General features: G+C 68.4%; 16 protein-coding genes. 10 read left to right on the forward strand and 6 right to left on the reverse strand.

Features of this window, described 5'->3' with window-relative positions; all coding sequences use genetic code 11:
- Window positions 1-19: 19 nt before the first annotated feature.
- The 5 genes from AC0LPE_RS02690 to AC0LPE_RS02710 are packed head-to-tail and all read right to left on the reverse strand — an operon-like array spanning window position 20 to window position 5,607.
- Window positions 20-1,069, reverse strand: coding sequence for an acyl-CoA dehydrogenase family protein (locus tag AC0LPE_RS02690; protein ID WP_160877764.1), 1,050 nt, complete (start codon window positions 1,067-1,069; stop codon window positions 20-22).
- Window positions 1,066-2,037 carry an acyl-CoA dehydrogenase family protein gene (locus AC0LPE_RS02695; RefSeq protein WP_160877762.1) on the reverse strand — a complete coding sequence of 324 codons (972 nt, stop codon included), beginning with the start codon at window positions 2,035-2,037 and terminating at the stop codon, window positions 1,066-1,068. Before AC0LPE_RS02695 ends, AC0LPE_RS02690 begins: the two co-directional genes overlap by 4 nt.
- A complete protein-coding gene (locus tag AC0LPE_RS02700) occupies window positions 2,034-3,194 on the reverse strand; it encodes an acyl-CoA dehydrogenase family protein (RefSeq protein WP_088897587.1) in 1,161 nt (386 codons plus the stop codon). Before AC0LPE_RS02700 ends, AC0LPE_RS02695 begins: the two co-directional genes overlap by 4 nt.
- Window positions 3,194-4,063: an enoyl-CoA hydratase gene (locus AC0LPE_RS02705; protein WP_019290144.1), complete on the reverse strand. Its 870-nt coding sequence runs from the start codon at window positions 4,061-4,063 to the stop codon at window positions 3,194-3,196. Before AC0LPE_RS02705 ends, AC0LPE_RS02700 begins: the two co-directional genes overlap by 1 nt.
- Window positions 4,060-5,607, reverse strand: a complete 1,548-nt coding sequence (locus tag AC0LPE_RS02710; RefSeq protein ID WP_088897586.1) for a FadD3 family acyl-CoA ligase — start codon at window positions 5,605-5,607, stop codon at window positions 4,060-4,062. The genes AC0LPE_RS02705 and AC0LPE_RS02710 overlap by 4 nt, the downstream gene beginning before the upstream one ends.
- Before the next feature lie 44 nt (window positions 5,608-5,651).
- Here AC0LPE_RS02710 and AC0LPE_RS02715 point away from each other — a divergent pair, with 44 nt between their 5' ends.
- From AC0LPE_RS02715 to AC0LPE_RS02755, 9 genes are all read left to right on the forward strand, one after another.
- The gene (locus AC0LPE_RS02715; protein WP_258261131.1) at window positions 5,652-6,860 is read left to right on the forward strand and encodes an acyl-CoA dehydrogenase family protein; all 1,209 of its coding nucleotides are present in this window, start codon (window positions 5,652-5,654) and stop codon (window positions 6,858-6,860) included.
- A complete protein-coding gene (locus AC0LPE_RS02720; RefSeq protein WP_490605557.1) occupies window positions 6,857-7,672 on the forward strand; it encodes an SDR family oxidoreductase in 816 nt (271 codons plus the stop codon). The genes AC0LPE_RS02715 and AC0LPE_RS02720 overlap by 4 nt, the downstream gene beginning before the upstream one ends.
- A gap of 34 nt (window positions 7,673-7,706) precedes the next feature.
- The gene (locus AC0LPE_RS02725) at window positions 7,707-8,318 is read left to right on the forward strand and encodes a TetR/AcrR family transcriptional regulator (protein WP_088897583.1); all 612 of its coding nucleotides are present in this window, start codon (window positions 7,707-7,709) and stop codon (window positions 8,316-8,318) included.
- A gap of 9 nt (window positions 8,319-8,327) precedes the next feature.
- A complete protein-coding gene (locus tag AC0LPE_RS02730; protein ID WP_455408039.1) occupies window positions 8,328-9,476 on the forward strand; it encodes an acetyl-CoA C-acetyltransferase in 1,149 nt (382 codons plus the stop codon).
- Window positions 9,477-9,608: 132 nt separating this feature from the next.
- Complete coding sequence (locus tag AC0LPE_RS02735; RefSeq protein ID WP_059382537.1) at window positions 9,609-9,878, forward strand: DUF2277 domain-containing protein; 270 nt, start codon at window positions 9,609-9,611, stop codon at window positions 9,876-9,878.
- 117 nt (window positions 9,879-9,995) lie between these two features.
- Window positions 9,996-12,302 carry a carbon starvation CstA family protein gene (locus AC0LPE_RS02740; protein WP_059382536.1) on the forward strand — a complete coding sequence of 769 codons (2,307 nt, stop codon included), beginning with the start codon at window positions 9,996-9,998 and terminating at the stop codon, window positions 12,300-12,302.
- Window positions 12,299-12,481 (forward strand): YbdD/YjiX family protein, encoded by a 183-nt coding sequence (locus tag AC0LPE_RS02745; RefSeq protein WP_189637500.1) that lies wholly within the window; start codon window positions 12,299-12,301, stop codon window positions 12,479-12,481. The genes AC0LPE_RS02740 and AC0LPE_RS02745 overlap by 4 nt, the downstream gene beginning before the upstream one ends.
- A gap of 16 nt (window positions 12,482-12,497) precedes the next feature.
- On the forward strand, window positions 12,498-13,271 hold the full coding sequence (locus tag AC0LPE_RS02750) for a crotonase/enoyl-CoA hydratase family protein (RefSeq protein WP_059382535.1): 774 nt from the start codon (window positions 12,498-12,500) through the stop codon (window positions 13,269-13,271).
- Between the two features lie 27 nt (window positions 13,272-13,298).
- A complete protein-coding gene (locus AC0LPE_RS02755) occupies window positions 13,299-14,231 on the forward strand; it encodes a DUF5996 family protein (RefSeq protein ID WP_106200686.1) in 933 nt (310 codons plus the stop codon).
- Between the two features lie 10 nt (window positions 14,232-14,241).
- Here AC0LPE_RS02755 and AC0LPE_RS02760 read toward each other — a convergent pair whose 3' ends face one another.
- On the reverse strand, window positions 14,242-16,245 hold the full coding sequence (locus AC0LPE_RS02760; protein ID WP_490605558.1) for a CocE/NonD family hydrolase: 2,004 nt from the start codon (window positions 16,243-16,245) through the stop codon (window positions 14,242-14,244).
- 253 nt (window positions 16,246-16,498) lie between these two features.
- On the opposite strand from AC0LPE_RS02760, the gene AC0LPE_RS02765 reads away from it, so the two are divergent.
- Window positions 16,499-17,416 carry a TIGR03564 family F420-dependent LLM class oxidoreductase gene (locus AC0LPE_RS02765; RefSeq protein ID WP_490605559.1) on the forward strand — a complete coding sequence of 306 codons (918 nt, stop codon included), beginning with the start codon at window positions 16,499-16,501 and terminating at the stop codon, window positions 17,414-17,416.
- Window positions 17,417-17,477: the final 61 nt, after the last annotated feature.

A 17,477-nucleotide genomic window follows, 5' to 3' on the forward strand; every position in this document is an offset into this window, starting at 1 on the left:
TCGCCGCCGACGATATTGCTCAGGCGGATACCGCGCTCAGGTATTCGCGCGGTTGCCCGAACAACTGGGCGCTGCCGTGCGCCCGCTTGAAGAACAACTGCGCGTCGTGCTCCCAGGTGATCGCGATCCCGCCGTGCAGCTGCACGGCCTCCGACGCGACCTGCTGGAAGGCCTCCGAACAGTAGATCTTCGCCGCGTACGCGTCCTGCGGATCCTGCGACAACGCAGCCGCATACGACATCGACCGCGCCGTCTCCACGAGCGCGTACATGTCGGCCATGCGGTGCTTGAGCGCCTGGAACGACCCGATCGCGCGACCGAACTGCTTGCGGTTCTTCGCGTAGTCGACGGTCAGGTCGAGCACGGCCTGCGCGGCGCCCACCTGCTCGGCCGACAGGGCGATCGCCGCGGACGCCCGCAACCGGTCGACGAGATCGTCGGACGACGCCAGGCGACGACCGGTCACCGCCGAGAACGACACCTCCGCGAGGGAACGCGTGGGATCCATCGTGGGCACGCGGCGCCGCGACACCCCGTCGGTCTCCGGATCGACCTCGAACAGGCCGACCGTGTCACCGTCGGCGGCGAGCACGAGCAGGGTGGACGCGATGTCGCCGCCGAGCACGTAGTGCGCGGTTCCGGTCAGCACGTCGCCCTCGGCGCTCACGCCGCGACGCTGCCAGCCGGCGGCCGAAGCCCAGCACACCGCGACGACCTCGCCGGCGGCAATGCCGGGGAGCAGACGCGCCGCCGCGTCGGCGTCACCGGACAGCAGCACGGTCTGCGCCGCGAGCACTGCCGACCCCAGGAACGGCGACGGCGTGAGCGTGCGGCCGAGTTCCTCGAGCACCACGTGGGTCTCGACCCACGAGGCGCCCACACCGTCGTATTCCTCCGGGACGGCGAGGGCTGCGACCCCGACCTGCTCGACGAGCATCGTCCACAGTTCGTCGTCGTACCCGCTGCCGGTGGTGATCGCCCGCCGGACGGCAGCCGAATCGGAGTGCTTGGCGAGCAGGGTGCGCACCGAGTCCCGCAGTGCGGCGCGCTCTTCCGTCTCGAACGTCACGACGCCTCGCTCTCGAGTGCCGCGACCACGCGTGCCCGGTGCTCGTCGGGGGTGCCCCACGCGGTGACGAGCGCGCGGACCTTCGTGATCCACAGCGACAGATCGTATTCCTGGGTGTAGCCGATGGCGCCGTGCACCTGCAAGGCCGTACGCGCGGCGAGATAGGCGGCGTCGCCGCACGCGACCTTCGCGGCCGAGACATCCCGGGACGCGGTGGACAGCTCGTCGCGGACGGCGATGGCCGCGCCGTGCAGCAGCGGATGTGCCATCTCCAGCGCGACCGCCACCTCGGCGAGATGGTGCTTGACCGCCTGGAAGGAGCCGATCGCGCGACCGAACTGCTTGCGTTGCTGCGCGTACTCGACGGTGGTGTCGAGCAGGGTCCGGCCCAGGCCCTGGAGCTGAGCTGCGGACGCGAGGACACCGATGTCGAAAGCCGCAGCGGTATCGGCGGATCCGAGCGACTCGCCGACGGTGAGCGAGGCGAGCGTGCGCGACCGATCGACCGACTCGCGCGTGTCTCCGGCGGTGCCGACCGAAACGGTGCCGCCGGCCACGTGCAGCGCGAGGTCGGCGACGTGCGCGTCGACCGCGTACGGCGCGTGGGGGAGCATCGCGACGGTGGCGAGCGAGCCGGCGGCAAGAGGACCGAGACGCTCGGGTGCCACGGCGGCGAGCAGAACCGGTGCCACCGCGACGGTTTCGACCACCGGGCCGGGTACGGCGTGGCGGCCGAGCTGTTCGACGGCGACGACGAGGTCGACCGCGTCGGCCCCGAGGCCGTCGTGCTCCTCGGCGACGAGCAGACCGTTGACGCCGGTCTCGGCCAGTCGCTCCCACACCTGCAGACCCGGTGCCGTGTCGCCGCTGTTCCATGCACGGATCACCTGCGGCATGTCCGACTTGGTGAGCAGGGCGTCGATACTGGACGCGAAGTCCTCATGGGACTCGTCGAGTGCGAATCTCATCGATCACCCCTCGGAAGGCCGAGCAGCCGCTCGGCGATGACGTTCTTCTGGATTTCGTTGGTACCGGCGTAGATCGGGCCCGACAGCGAGAACAGATAACCGTCGGTCCAGCCGTCGACGAGTTCGGCGTCCGCGCCTTGCAGGTCGAGCGCCGTCTCGTGCGCGGCGATGTCCCACTCGGACCAGAACACCTTGTTGATCGACGATTCGGCGCCGAGCTGCCCGCCTGCGGTCAGGCGCGTGACGGTCGCCCAGGTCGACAGCTCGTAGGCGCGGGCCCCGATCCACGCGTCGGCGACGCGGTTGCGCAGCGCGGTGTCGCCGTGGAGGTCGGATTCGCCGTAGGCGCGCAGCAGCCGGTCGGTGGCCGCCAGGAAACGGCCCGGCGCACGCAGCGACAGACCGCGCTCGTTGGAGGCGGTGCTCATCGCGACCCGCCATCCCTCGTTCACCGCACCGATCACACCGGACTCACCGGGACGCTCCGGGTCGTCGGGGACGAAGACGTCCTCGAGGAAGATCTCCGCGAAGCCCGGCTCACCGTCGAGCTGCGGGATCGGTCGCACGGTGACGCCCTCGGCCCGCAGATCGAACATGAAGTAGGTGATGCCCTTGTGCCGCTGGGCCTCCGGGTCGGAGCGGAACAGACCGAAGCCCATGTCGGCGTAGGACGCCCGCGAGCTCCACGTCTTCTGGCCGTTGAGCAGCCAGCCGCCGTCGACCTTCGTGGCGGTCGAGCGCAGCGACGCGAGGTCGGAGCCGGACTCGGGTTCCGACCAGGCCTGGGCCCAGATGTCGTCGGCCCGGGCCATGCGCGGCATGATGCGGGCGAGCTGCTCGGGGTGGGCGTGCTCGAACAGGGTGGGGGCGAGCAGGAAGATGCCGTTCTGGCTCACCCGGCCGGGTGCACCGGCGCGGTAGTACTCCTCCTCGAACACGACCCACTGCTCGAGGGTCGCGTCGCGGCCGCCGAGTTCCTCGGGCCAGGAGACGACCGACAGGCGTGCATCGGCGAGGGTCCGCTCCCACTGCCGGTGTTCTTCGAAGCCCTCGGCCGTGTCCATCGACTTCAGCGGCGTCTTGGGGACGTTCTCGGCGAGGAAGGCGCGTACCTCGTCGCGGAACGCGAGGGTGGTGTCGTCGAGCTGCAGATCCACTACTTCGCCCCTTCCACCGGACGGGCGCTCGCGGCCATCGACTTGGCGTTCATGCCGCCGAGCGAGTCGGCTCCAACCTCGGCGTTGTGCGCGTGTGCGAAGTGGTGCAGGCCGAAGACCGAGTCCATGCCGTTGCGCATGCCCATCTGGTCCTCACACTGGTTGACGGCGCGCTTGGTGAGCGCGAGACCGAAGCGCGGCATCTCCGCGATGCGGGCGGCGAGGGCGAGGGTCTCGTTCTCGAGTTCCTCACGCGGCACGACGCGGCTGACCATGCCCACCTCGTAGGCGCGCTGGGCACTGAAACGGTCACCGGTGTAGAGGATCTCCTTCGCGAAGCGCGTTCCGAGGATCCACGGGTGCGCGAAGTACTCGACACCCGGGATGCCCATGCGCACCACGGGATCGGAGAAGAAGGCGTCCTCGGACGCGACGATCAGGTCGCACACCCACGCCAGCATGAGACCGCCGGCGATGCAGGCGCCCTGTACCGACGCGATGGTGGGCTTGGGGATCTCGCGCCAGCGGCGGCACATCCCCAGGTATACCTCCATCTCACGGGCGTAGCGCTGGTCGCCGCCGGGCTTGTCGACGTGGTCCCACCACATCACGGCCTTGTTGTCGTAGTGGACGTGGTGGTCGCGGCCCGGGGTGCCCAGATCGTGGCCGGCGGAGAAGTGCTTGCCGTTGCCGGCCAGCACGATCACCTTGACCTCGTCGTCCTCGACGGCCCTCTCGAAGGCGGCGTCGAGCGCGTAGGTCATGACCGAGTTCTGGGCGTTGCGGTAGTCGGGTCGGTTGAGAGTGACGATCGCGACGCCGTCGCGCACCTCGTAGGTGACGACATCGGGCTCGAACGGGACGGTCATGACTTCTCCTCACGCAGAACGTTCTTCAGTACCTTGCCGGACGGATTTCGGGGTAGCGCATCGACGAACCGAACCGATCGCGGCGCTTTGAAGTTGGCGAGTTTCTCTCGGGCATACGCGATCACGTCGTCCTCGGTGAGCGGATGTCCGTCCAGCGGGACCACGAACGCCCGGCCGACCTCACCCATGCGCTCGTCGGGGACACCGATCACCGCGACCTCGTGGACTCCCGGCAGACGCAGCAGTGCCGCTTCGACCTCCGCCGGATAGACGTTGAATCCGCCGCTGATGTACATGTCCTTGAGGCGGTCGGTGATGTCGAGATAGCCGCGCTCGTCGAGGGTTCCGACGTCACCGGTGTGCAGCCATCCGTCCTCGTCGACGGTCTTGGCGGTGGCCTCGGGATCGTCGAGATAACCGAGCATGACGTTCGGGCCGCGCAGCAGGATCTCACCCTTGTCGCCGATGCGCACCTCGAACTCGGCGGTGGCGCGTCCGGACGAAGTGGAGACGGTGACGGGATCGTCGTCGGTGCGGCACATCGTCGCGACGACCGCCTCGGTCTGCCCGTAGGCGGTGAGCACCGCGTCGAAGCTCAGTTCGTTCTGCATGCGTTCGACGAGGGAGACGGGCACGGGTGCGGCGCCGGTGACGGCGATGCGCAGGTTGCTCAGGTCGTACTCGCCGCGACGCGGGTGGTCGAGGATGGACTGGTAGATCGTCGGGGCGCCCGGGAGCACGCTGATGCGCTCGGCCGCGACCATCGCCATGACCTTCTCCACGTCGAAGGTCGCGAGGGGGATGACGGTGGAGCCCTCGAGCAGTGCGGCGACGAAACCGGCCTTGTACCCGAAGCTGTGGAAGAACGGGTTGATGATCAGGTAGTTGTCGTCGGTCGTCAGTTCGGCGCACTCAGCCCACGCCTGCGCGACACCGATGCACTGACGGTGGGCGCTGAGCACGCCCTTGCTGCGGCCGGTCGTGCCCGAGGTGAACAGGATGTCGGAGACGTCGTCGGGGGTCACGGCCGCGGCGCGCGCGTCGGCTTCGGTGCGGGCGGCGTCGGTGGCGGAGGACAGGAAGTCCGCCCACTCGACGACCCCGTCGGTCGGCGCGTCGTTCCCGCCCAGCGGGACCCGCACGGTCGTCGGGATCGACAGTTCCGGCGCGGCCTTGCTCAGTTCGGTGTACCGGTTGCTGCCGAGGAACTCGCCGACCACGACGAGAGCCTCGGGGCGGACGCGCTCGACGACGTCGGCGGCCTCGCTTCCGGTGTAGCGGGTGTTGAGGGGTACGACGACACCGCCGGCCCAGTGCGCGCCCAGGGCCGCGATCACCCAGTGGAACGTGTTGGGCGACCAGATGACGACGCGCGCACCGCGTTCGACGCCGCGGGCGACGAGCGCCGCGGCGAAATCGCGGACGTGGTCGCGCAGTTGTGCGAAGGTCAGCCGGGTGTCGCCGTCGGCGATCGCGAGCAGGTCCGGCCAGGTGTCGGCGGCACGTACGAGTGCGGCCGGAGTGGTTCTCGGTCGTGTGTTCACAGAGCTCCCTACCTAGCAATTGCTTGGTAGGTTATCGTACGGATGTGCACGAGAGCGAGAGCCAGGAAAATGCGGAGTTCGCAGCCACCGTTCGGCAGTGGCTCGAAGACAACCTGACCGGCGAGTTCGCCGAGCTCAGGGGCAAGGGCGGACCCGGAAGCGAACACGAGTTCTTCGAACAGCGACTCGCGTGGGACCGGCATCTGGCCGCTGCCGGATGGACCTGCATCGGCTGGCCCACCGAGTACGGCGGTCGCGGCGCGAGCATGGATCAGCGCGTGATCTTCCACGAGGAGTACGCGAAGGCGAACGCCCCCGCGCGCGTCAACCACCTCGGTGAGGAACTGCTCGGGCCCACCCTCATCGCGTTCGGGACCGAGGAGCAGAGGCAGCGCTTCCTGCCCGGCATCCGCAACGTCACTGAACTGTGGGCGCAGGGCTACTCGGAACCGGGAGCCGGCTCCGACCTCGCCAACGTCTCCACCACCGCCCGCCTCGAGGGCGACAAGTGGGTGATCAACGGCCAGAAGGTCTGGACGTCGCTCGCACACGTCGCACAGTGGGCCTTCGTCGTCGCGCGGACCGAACCCGGTTCGAGCCGTCATCACGGCCTGAGCTTCCTGCTCGTACCCCTCGACCAGCCCGGCGTCACGGTGCGGCCCATCCAGCAGCTCACCGGCACCTCCGAGTTCAACGAGGTCTTCTTCGACGACGCCGTCACCGACGCCGACCTCGTCGTCGGTGCCCCCGGCGACGGATGGAAGGTCGCGATGGGTCTGCTGACCTTCGAACGCGGCGTCTCCACCCTCGGGCAGCAGATCGGCTTCGCCCGCGAACTCGACGACATCGTCTCCGTCGCCGAGAGCAACGGTGCGATCGACGATCCGCACCTGCGCGAGCGCATCGCCCGCGCGCGGATCGGGCTGCGGGTCATGCGTGCCCACGCCCTGCGCACCCTCGGCGACGCCGACCCGGGTCAGGCCTCGGTCGCGAAGTTGCTGTGGGCCAATTGGCACCGTGACCTGGGTCAGCTCGCCATGGACGTGCAGGGAGCGTCGTCGCTCGTCGGCCCCGATCACGACCATGCCGGAAAGCCCTCCGACATCACCGATCCCGAGCATCTCGAACTCGCGGAATGGCAGCGGCTGTTCCTGTTCACCCGCGCCGACACCATCTACGGCGGATCCAACGAGATCCAGCGCAACATCATCGCCGAGCGCGTGCTCGGCCTTCCCCGGGAGGCACGTCCGTGACCGCAACACCCCGTCCCGCATCCCCGCTCGCGACCCCGCCGGTCGAGACCCCCGGCCACGGCCTGCTCCGCGACAAGAAGGTCGTGGTCACCGCCGCCGCCGGCACCGGCATCGGATTCGCCACCGCGCGTCGCGCGCTGCTCGAGGGCGCCGACGTGCTCGTCTCCGACTTCCACGAGCGCCGGCTCGGCGAGTCCGCGGAGAAGCTCGCGGCCGAGTTCCCCGAACAGCAGGTCGCGACGATCGTGTGCGACGTGTCGTCCACCGAACAGGTCGACGCCCTCATCGCCGGCGCCGCCGACCGGCTCGGACGCATCGACGTGCTCGTCAACAACGCCGGACTCGGTGGGGAGACGCCCGTCGTCGAAATGACCGACGAGGAGTGGGATCGCGTCCTCGACATCACCCTCACCAGCACCTTCCGCGCGACCCGCGCTGCGCTGCGCTACTTCCGCTCGGTCGACCACAACGGCGTGCTCGTCAACAACGCGTCGGTGCTCGGCTGGCGCGCCCAGCACTCGCAGGCGCACTACGCGGCGGCGAAGGCCGGCGTCATGGCCCTGACCCGCTGCTCCGCGATCGAGGCCGCCGAATACGGCGTACGTATCAACGCCGTCGCCCCGTCCATCGCCCGGCACCCCTTCCTCGCGAAGGTCACCAGCGAGGAACTGCTCGACAACCTCGCCGCCGGTGAGGCCTACGGCCGCGCCGCCGAGGTCTGGGAGGTCGCGGCAACCATCGCGATGCTCGCCAGCGACTACACGACCTATCTGACCGGCGAGGTCGTGTCGGTCTCCTCCCAGCGCGCATGAACCCGCCCTCGGTCGGCTTGAAAGGATGTCCGTCATGACTCCCTCACGCGACGACACCTCCAGCAAGTCCGGACGCCGCGCGGAACTGCTCGACATCGCAGCCGACCTGTTCGCGTCGCGCGGTGTGCGGGCCACGACCGTGCGCGACATCGCCGACGCGGCGGGAATCCTCTCCGGCAGCCTCTACCACCACTTCGATTCCAAGGAGTCGATGGTGGACGAGATCCTGCGCGCATTCCTCGGCGACCTGTTCGACAGCTACCGCAAGATCGTCGCGTCCGACCTGCCGTCGCGTGACACGCTCGCAGCGCTGGTGACGACCTCCTACGAGGCGATCGACCGGTCGCACGCCGCCGTCGCCATCTACCAGGGTGAGGCCAAGCATCTCGAAGGCGACCGCTTCGCCTACATCGGTGAACTCAACATCGAGTTCCGCGACCTGTGGGTGGGCGTGATCGAACGCGGCGTCGCCGACGGTTCCTTCCGTCCGGATCTCGACGTCGAACTCGTCTTCCGGTTCCTGCGCGACACGGTCTGGGTCGCGGTCCGCTGGTACCGCCCGGGGGGCGCGCTCAGCATCGACCAGGTTGCCCAGCAATACCTTTCCATCGTTCTCGACGGACTGTCGAACCAGAATTCTTCCTAAGGAGACATCATGACCGAGGCCTACATCGTCGACGCGGTGCGCACCCCCATCGGCAAGAAGAAGGGTGGGCTCGCGGACGTGCACCCGGCCGACCTGGGCGCGCACGTGATCAAGGCGCTCGTCGAGCGCACGGGCATCGACCCCGCCGACGTCGACGACGTGGTGTTCGGTTGCGTCGACGCCATCGGCGGCCAGGCCGGCAACATCGCCCGCACCGCGTGGCTGGCCGCCGGTTACCCGCAGCACGTACCCGGCGTGACCGTCGACCGTCAGTGCGGGTCGAGCCAGCAGGCCCTGCACTTCGGCGCCCAGGCGATCCTCAGCAACACCGCCGACCTCATCGTCGCCGGCGGCGTGCAGAACATGACGCAGATCCCGATCTCCGCAGCCATGATCGTCGGACAGCAGTACGGCTTCGACACCCCCTTCGGCGGGTCGACCGGCTGGACCGAGCGCTACGGCAGCGACGAGGTCTCGCAGTTCAAGGGCGCCGAGATGATCGCCGAGAAGTGGGACCTCAGCCGCGAGGAACTCGAGAAGTGGGCGCTGCAGAGCCACGAGCGCGCCAAGGCTGCCATCGCCGAGGGACGCTTCGAGAACGAGATCGTGCCGCTCGGTGATGCGGCCGTCGACGAGGGCCCGCGCGAGACCAGCCTCGAGAAGATGGCGTCGCTGCAGCCGCTCGTCGAGGGTGGTCGTCTCACCGCCGCCGTCGCCAGCCAGATCTCCGACGGTGCGTCCGCGGTGCTGCTCGCCTCCGACGAGGCCGTGAAGAAGTACGGATTGAAGCCCCGCGCGCGCATCCACCACCTCAGCGCCCGCGGCGACGACCCGATCTTCATGCTCACCGCTCCCATCCCGGCGACGCAGTACGCCCTCGAGAAGACCGGTCTGACGATCGACGACATCGACCTCATCGAGATCAACGAGGCCTTCGCGCCGGTCGTCCTGGCGTGGATCAAGGAGATCGGCGCCGACCCGTCGAAGGTCAACGTCAACGGGGGCGCGATCGCCCTCGGTCACCCGCTCGGCGCGACCGGCACCAAGCTCATGTCGACGCTGCTCAACGAGCTCGAGCGCACCGGTGGCCGCTACGGTCTGCTCACCATCTGCGAGGGTGGCGGTACGGCCAACGTGACCATCATCGAACGCGTCTGATCTGTTCGTCCGTATCCGCGCGCCCGTTCGTCATCCGCTGCAGCAATTGCTGTAGCGGATGGACAGCGGGCGCGCGGATGTTCGGTTCGGCACTGTATGGTTCGGCACCCGAGCGGCGTCTACCCTCGAAGCATGTGCCGGAACATCACGGAGCTGCGCGGGCTCGAGCCGGCCGCGACCGCCGAGGAGATCGAAGCGGCCGCGCGGCAGTACGTCCGTAAGGTCAGCGGGATCCACAAACTCTCCGACGCCACCCGGGAACCGTTCGAGCAGGCCGTCGCCGAGGTCACTGCGACGACCACGAGATTGCTCGCGTCCCTTCCCGAGCGGCGGCAACCACCGCCGACGGTCCCACCGCTGCGTCGGCCCGAGGTGCAGGCGCGGATCGCCGCACGCGGCTGATCGATTCCGGTTCCTTCGTCGACGCGCGCGAGTAGCGTGACGCTGGTCGAGAATCGAGCACGTTCGAGGCCCGTCGCGACTTCCGCGGACCCGCGGCGAGCCCGGTGAGGAGCCGATATGGCCGTGGACCCGGCGCCACAGAACAGCGAGGTCGAATACCTCCGGACCGATCCCGATCTTCCTCCTGTCGGTGTCGTCGACCGGACACCGATCTCACCGACCGCACGGATCGTCTTCCTCGTACTCGCGATCCTGGGCGCCGTCGCCTGGTCGATCATCGCGCTGGTCCGCGGTGAAGAGATCAACGCGGTTTGGTTCGTCATCGCCGCCGTCTGCACCTATCTCGTCGCGTATCGCTTCTACGCGAAGTTCATCGAACGCAGGATCGTCCAGCCACGCGACGACCGTGCGACCCCCGCCGAGGAACTGGAGAACGGCAAGGACTACATGCCGACCGACCGTCGGGTGTTGTTCGGCCATCACTTCGCGGCGATCGCCGGGGCCGGCCCACTCGTCGGCCCGGTGCTCGCCGCTCAGATGGGTTATCTGCCCGGCACGATCTGGATCATCGTCGGCGTCGTCTTCGCCGGTGCCGTCCAGGACTTCCTCGTCCTGTGGATCTCGTCGCGCCGACGCGGGCGCAGCCTCGGTCAGATGGCCCGGGAGGAACTCGGGCCCATCGGCGGTGTCGCCGCGATCATCGCGGTCCTCGTCATCATGATCATCCTCATCGCGGTACTGGCGCTGGTGGTCGTCAACGCCCTCGCCGAGAGCCCCTGGGGTCTGTTCTCCATCGCGATGACGATCCCCATCGCCCTGTTCATGGGCGTCTACCTCCGGTACCTGCGTCCCGGCAAGGTCGCGGAGGTCTCGCTCATCGGTGTGGTCCTGCTGGTCACCGCGATCATTGCGGGCGGATGGGTAGCCGAGACCGACTGGGGCACCGACTGGTTCACCCTGTCGCCGGTGGCGATCTCCTGGCTGATGATCGCCTACGGTTTCGCCGCGTCGGTGCTGCCCGTGTGGCTGCTGCTCGCCCCGCGCGACTATCTGTCGACCTTCATGAAGGTCGGCACCATCGTGCTGCTGGCCATCGGCATCCTCGTCGCGCGTCCCGTCCTGGAGATGCCCGACGTCACCTCCTTCGCGATCGAGGGCAACGGCCCGGCCTTCGCCGGATCGTTGTTCCCGTTCCTGTTCATCACCATCGCGTGCGGCGCACTGTCGGGATTCCACGCGCTGATCTCCTCGGGCACCACCCCGAAGCTGATCGAGAAGGAGAAGCAGATCCGGCTCATCGGCTACGGGGGCATGCTCACCGAGTCGTTCGTCGCGATCATGGCGCTGGTCACCGCATGCATCATCGACCAGCACCTGTACTTCACGCTCAACGCACCGGCCGCCCTCACCGGCGGCACCCCCGAGACCGCCGCCGCCTACGTCAACGGACTCGGTCTCGGCTCACCGGACATCACCCCGGAACAGATCGCCGCCGCCGCGGAAGGCGTGGGGGAGGAATCGATCATCTCCCGCACCGGTGGTGCCCCGACCCTCGCGTTCGGTATGTCTCAGGTGCTCAGCGACCTGTTCGGCGGCGACAGCCTCAAGTCGTTCTGGTACCACTTCGCGATCATGTTCGAGGCGCTGTTCATCCTCACCACCGTCGACGCCGGCACGCGCGTCGCCCGGTTCATGCTCTCGGATTCGCTCGGCAACCTCGGCGGACCCGCACAGCGGTTCAAGGATCCGTCCTGGCGTCCGGGTGCCTGGTTCTGCTCGTTCGTGGTGGTCGCCGCGTGGGGCGGGATCCTGCTGATGGGCGTGACCGACCCGCTGGGCGGCATCAACACCCTCTTCCCGTTGTTCGGCATCGCCAACCAGCTGCTCGCGGCGATCGCCCTGACGGTGGTGCTCGCCATCGTCGTGAAGAAGGGCCTGGTGAAGTGGGCCTGGATCCCCGGTGTGCCGTTGGTGTGGGATCTGATCGTGACCATGACGGCGTCGTGGCAGAAGATCTTCTCCGGCGACCGTGCGGTCGGTTACTGGGCGCAGCACCGCGCCTTCGTCGACGCGAAGAACTCCGGCGCGACCACCTTCGGGTCGGCGAAGACGGCGGACGAGATAGACGCCGTCATCCGCAACACCTTCATCCAGGGCACACTGTCGATCGTGTTCGCCGTTCTCGTGTTGATCGTCTTCGTGGCCGGGGTGGTGGTGTGCATCAGATCGATCCGTGCCGGAGGCATGCCCACCACCGAGACCCCGGCGGTGCCGTCGAAGATCTTCGCCCCGGCCGGTTTCGTGCCGACCCCGGTGGAACGGGAACTGCAGAAGGAGTGGGACGAACTCATCGCGTCGGGCAAGGTCCGTGCACCGGGCGCCGCGCACGCGTTCGTCGAACATCGGGACCAGGATCTGTCGTGATCACCGCACTGCGACGTGCGTGGTGGTGGATCGGTGCCGTCATGGGCGACCACGACTACGCGCGGTACGTCGAAGTACACCGCCGGAAGCATCCCGATCGACCGCCGTTGAGCGAACGCGACTACTGGCGGGAACGGCACGCCGCGGCCGACTCGAACCCTGGAAGCCGATGCTGCTGAACAGGGGAGGACGGGCATGACGCAGTACGAATCGATCCGCGTCGAGACACGCGATCGGGTGACGACGGTGATCATGACCCGTCCCGAGCGCCGGAACGCCGTCGACGGTCCGATGGCCGCCGAACTCGCCGACGCGTTCCGGGCCTTCGACACCGACCCCGACGCCGACGTCGCCGTCCTCTACGGCGACGGTGGGAACTTCTGTGCGGGAGCGAACCTCAAGGCCATCGGGACCGAGGAACAGAACGTCCTCGGTGAGAACGGCGACGGACCGATGGGGCCGACACGCATGTCGCTGTCGAAGCCGGTGATCGCGGCGGTGGAGGGTTACGCGGTGGCCGGCGGACTCGAACTGGCGATCTGGTGCGATCTGCGGGTGGTGTCCGCCGATGCGGTGTTCGGTGTCTTCTGCCGCAGGTGGGGTGTGCCACTGATCGACGGCGGGACCGTTCGGCTGCCCCGCCTCATCGGCGCGAGCCGGGCCATGGACATGATCCTGACCGGCCGTCCGGTCGATGCCGCGGAAGCGCTCGACTTCGGTCTGGCCAACCGCGTGGTCGAACCGGGAACAACACGCGAGGTCGCCGAGGACATGGCGCGGGAGATCGCCGGCTTCCCACAGACGTGCATGCGCAACGACCGGTGGTCGGTCCACGCGCAGTTCGGCCGTTCCGAATCCGACGCGCTCGCATTCGAGTTCACGGTCGGCATGCAGTCCCTAGAGAGCGATGCGGCCGGCGGGGCCGCCCGCTTCGCGTCCGGGGAGGGGCGGCACGGATCGTTCTCCTGATCCCGATCCCTCGACAAGGGAGGCGTTGTGAACGAATCGGAACCGGTCTCCGGTGATGCGTGGCCGAGGCTGCGCACGGCGGAATGGACCGCGACCCGCGACACCCTCCACATGTGGCTGCAGATCGTCGGCAAGATCCGGATGGCTCACGCGCCGATGGTCAACCACTGGTGGCAGACGACGCTGTACGTCACGCCGCGAGGGCTGAGCACCTCGTCGATCCCGTACCGGAACTCCGTCTTCGACATCGAATTCGACTTCTTCGAGCACCGGCTGCACATCCGCGCGAGCGACGGTCGCAGTCGTTCGGTGCCTCTCGTCGCACAGCCCGTAGCCGAGTTCTACACCCGCACCCTCGGAGCGCTGGACGAGCTGGGTATCGCGACTCGCATCCACGGCACACCCAACGAGGTGGATCCGGCGATCCCGTTCGCTCAGGACCGTGAGCACGACAGTTACGACGCCGAGGCCGCCCACCTCTTCTGGCGGCAGCTCGTGCAGGCCCAGCGTGTCCTGCAGGTGTTCCGGGCGGATTTCCTCGGCAAGGTCGGTCCGGTGCACTTCTTCTGGGGCGCGATGGACCTCGCGTGCACCCGGTTCTCCGGACGCACCGCCCCGCCGCACCCCGGCGGGATCCCGAACTGCCCCGACCGGGTGATGACGGAGGCCTACTCGCACGAGCTCAGCAGCTGTGGCTTCTGGCCGGGTGGTGGGGACGAAGGAGCCTTCTATTCCTACGTCTACCCCGGCCTCGACGAATTCGGCGAAGCCCCGGTGCGACCGGATGCCGCTCACTATTCGGCGGAACTGGGGGAGTTCGTGCTGCCCTACGAGGCGGTGCGGACCGCGGCCGATCCCGACACCGAACTGCTGCAGTTTCTGCACAGCACCTACGAGGCCGCCGCCCGGCTCGGTGCGTGGGATCGGGACACGCTCGAGCGTCGACCCGACGCCCGGTGACGCGACCCTCCTATCGAGCGACGGGCAGTGTCACGAAACTCGGTGAGGCGGGGTTCAGTTCGAGGTGCTGTGGCCGCAGTCCGCTCTCGACCAGCATCGGACCGAGGGGCAGCGAGCGCGGGACGCTCGCGGCGTAGACGTCCACCCGGATGCGGTGGCCCGGTTGCAGCACCGCCTCGGTCGGCGGCGTGCTGATGTCGAGGGCCGTCGGTTGCCCCGGGACGATCGGCTGCCGGGACTCGAGGGTCAGCACCGGATGTGCCTGCGCGTAGTCGCCGTCGGCGGTGAACGTGCTCTTCGAATCGTCGATCGCCCGCAGCGACGAGACGAGGGAACCGGTGGTGAGCACGGTGGACCGTCCGTCCGGAGCCACGTCGTTCACGGAAACCGACCAGAATCCGTCGGTGGCGTCGAGGACGGTCTCGAGGTGCACGTTGACCGGTCCCGAGAACACGGTCGGTTCGGTGACCGGCTCGCTCGTGAACGTGAGGGCCTCGACCTCGTTGAACCGGGCGTCCTTCGTGCATCCGGCGCCCAACAGCACCGCGATGCCGGCGGTGCCCTGTGCGGCCTCACGGGAACAGAAGCCGCGCAGTCCCGGGGCAACGGTGAGTCGTTGCGCGGTTTCGGGCGCCGACGTCGCGAGTGTGCCGTCGTGGAGAGCGTGCCCGGCCGTGCCGCTCGGAGCCGCCGACAGGAAGAGCTTCTCGTGGTCGACGGGGCTGCGTGGGAACTCGTCGTTCGTGACCCAACCGCCGCCCTGCTGCAGCAGGGTGACCGGGCCGTACTCGTCGATGCCGTTGTCGATGTCCTTGAGCCAGCGGTCGAACCAGGCGTGCTGGAGCGCCGTGATGTTCGGCGGATGTCCCGGGGTGCCGAATCCGGTACCGAGAATCGCGTGGTAGCCGTCGCCCATCACCAGTTGCTTGCGGCCGGGTTCGACGGGAATCCGGTTGTAGATGTCGGGCTCGCTGTTGGCGAAGATGTCGTGCCAGTTCCCGAACACGAAGGTGGGCACCTCGATCGACTCGAGTCGGGCCTGCCGTTCCTGGTAGAACGGGCCGTCCTGAGCGACCGCGAGGGCATCGGGGGAGACACCGTCGATGCTCGGCGCGGTGAGGACCTCGAAGAGTTCGGGGATCTTCGTGGCGGGGTTGGCGAGCCTGTCGCGCAACCACTGCGCGTCGAACCGGCCCTGGAGGAGGGCTTGCATATCGGGAACCCACTTGAGCCCGTTGACGAGCCCGAGCCAGGCGGGCATGAAGCCCACGCCCACGGCGCCGCCGGTGCCCACGATGTCGCGCAGCAGGTCGTTGCCGGGTTCGACGGCGAAGACCGCGTCGAGTGCCTCAGGTCGTAGGCCGGCGGCCTGGATCTGGTTGATCGCCGAATAGGACACGCCGGTCGTTCCGACGCGTCCGTTCGACCACGGTTGCTTCGCCGCCCAGTCGATGACCTCGACGGTGTCCTGCTGCTCGCGCGGACCGAGAACGTCCCACTGTCCGTGGGAGAAACCGGTGCCCCGCACGTCGACGATCACCTGCGTGTACCCGTTCTGCACGAGATCGCGGTTGAGTCCGAAGGCGCGGCCGAGTTGGGATGCCGGGGCGGCGAGTTCGGTGATGCCGTCGAAGGGGGCACCGAAGTTCAGGACGGATCCGAGTTCGTCCACGAGTGGGGCGAACTGCGGGTCCTCCATCGCCACCGACGCCAGCGTCGACAACAGTTTCGTGTACGGCGTGAGACCGAGGACGACCGGTGTGGGTTCGTCGATCGGCGTGCCGTCGGCGTGTGCGGGACGGAAGACGTTGGCGCGGAGCACCGTCCCGTCGCTCAGTGTGATGGGTACGTCCCACTCGACGGCGGTGTCGGGATAGGCGTCGGGGGCATCGACGAGGCTCTGCCAGGATGCGCCGGAGGCGCCACCGGTGGGATCGGCGGTCGCCGGTGCTGTGGATGTGATGGTGCAGGCGGCCAGTGCCGCCACGACGAATGCGACCGTGCGTGATCTCACCGGGCCCCCATGCCTGCGGTAAACAGTTCCGCGCACGGTAACGCGAGCTCGGCGGATCCGTCAACGACCGTAGTCAGTCGGATCGGAACCGATGTTGTTGTCGTTGATCCCGGGAAGGATCGACAACAACGTCGGTTCCGATCGTGGGAACTATCCGGACTCGGCCATCACAGTTTCCGCCGGGAATCCATACTCTCTTTGTTTGAGAGTACTGTTCTCCCCATCGAATGGGGACGCGATCACGGAGGTGTCGATGCGAATCGGGCTCACGGGCGGAGCGTCGTCCACGGGCAGGATCGTGAAGCAGGCACAGAAGGCGGAGGCCGAGGGATTCACGTCCCTGTGGTTCGCGAGCACCGTCGCGGGCGACCCGCTGGCGGCTCTCGCGGTGGCCGGTCGGGAGACCGGATCGATCGAGCTCGGCACCGCCGTGCTCCAGACCTACCCGTGCCACCCGCTGCTGCAAGCGAACCGCGCCGCGGCCGTCGCCGAGGCCATGGGCCGGCCGGGATTCACGCTCGGGCTGGGACCGTCGCACGAGCGACTGGTCCGGGACGTCTACGGACTGTCGTACGACACCCCGGGACAGAACACCGAGGAGTATATCCGGATCATCACTGCACTCCTGCGCGGTGAGGAGGTGGACTTCCGGGGCGAGGCATGGTCCACCCGCAGCGCGGGACGGATGGTCGCCGTCGCGCACGAGGTGCCCGTCCTGCTGTCCGCCATGTCGCCGCGGATGCTGCGGGTCGCGGGGGAGTACGCCGACGGGACGGTCCTGTGGATGGCGGCGCCGAAGGTGATCGAATCGCGGATCGCCCCTGCGATCCACGCGGCCGCCGCGCGGGCCGGCCGACCGGAGCCGCGCATCGTGGCGGGACTGCCCGTCGCAGTCCACGACGACGCGGACGCCGCGCGGGATGCGGTCGCCGCGACCGCCACGTCCTACGCGGGGATGCCCAGCTATCGACGGGTCCTGGAGGAGGCGGGCGCGAGTACCCCGGCGGACATCGCGATCGTGGGCGACGAGGAGTCGGTGCGCCGGCAACTGCAGGGTTTGCTCGATGCGGGCGTCACCGACGTCTGGGCGGCGGTCGTCCCCGTCGGCGACGACCAGCGAGCCTCGCTCCGTCGCACCAGGGCTCTGCTGAGTGCGCTCACCACCGAATAGCAGCGACCCCGCCCATCCGCTCGCATTCCGGCCATCCGCTACGGAAATTCGCTGTAGCGGA

The sequence above is a fragment of the Rhodococcus sp. S3 genome, assembly GCF_058211795.1.

Bases quoted from the DNA above. Each gene is read 5' to 3' on its own strand.
- AC0LPE_RS02750 (WP_059382535.1), top strand. From the start codon at position 12,498: ATGACGCAGTACGAATCGATCCGCGTCGAGACACGCGATCGGGTGACG.
- AC0LPE_RS02740 (WP_059382536.1), top strand. From the start codon at position 9,996: ATGGCCGTGGACCCGGCGCCACAGAACAGCGAGGTCGAATACCTCCGG.
- AC0LPE_RS02725 (WP_088897583.1), top strand. From the start codon at position 7,707: ATGACTCCCTCACGCGACGACACCTCCAGCAAGTCCGGACGCCGCGCG.
- AC0LPE_RS02765 (WP_490605559.1), top strand. From the start codon at position 16,499: ATGCGAATCGGGCTCACGGGCGGAGCGTCGTCCACGGGCAGGATCGTG.
- AC0LPE_RS02730 (WP_455408039.1), top strand. From the start codon at position 8,328: ATGACCGAGGCCTACATCGTCGACGCGGTGCGCACCCCCATCGGCAAG.
- AC0LPE_RS02705 (WP_019290144.1), bottom strand. From the start codon at position 4,063: ATGACCGTCCCGTTCGAGCCCGATGTCGTCACCTACGAGGTGCGCGAC.
- AC0LPE_RS02695 (WP_160877762.1), bottom strand. From the start codon at position 2,037: ATGAGATTCGCACTCGACGAGTCCCATGAGGACTTCGCGTCCAGTATC.
- AC0LPE_RS02735 (WP_059382537.1), top strand. From the start codon at position 9,609: ATGTGCCGGAACATCACGGAGCTGCGCGGGCTCGAGCCGGCCGCGACC.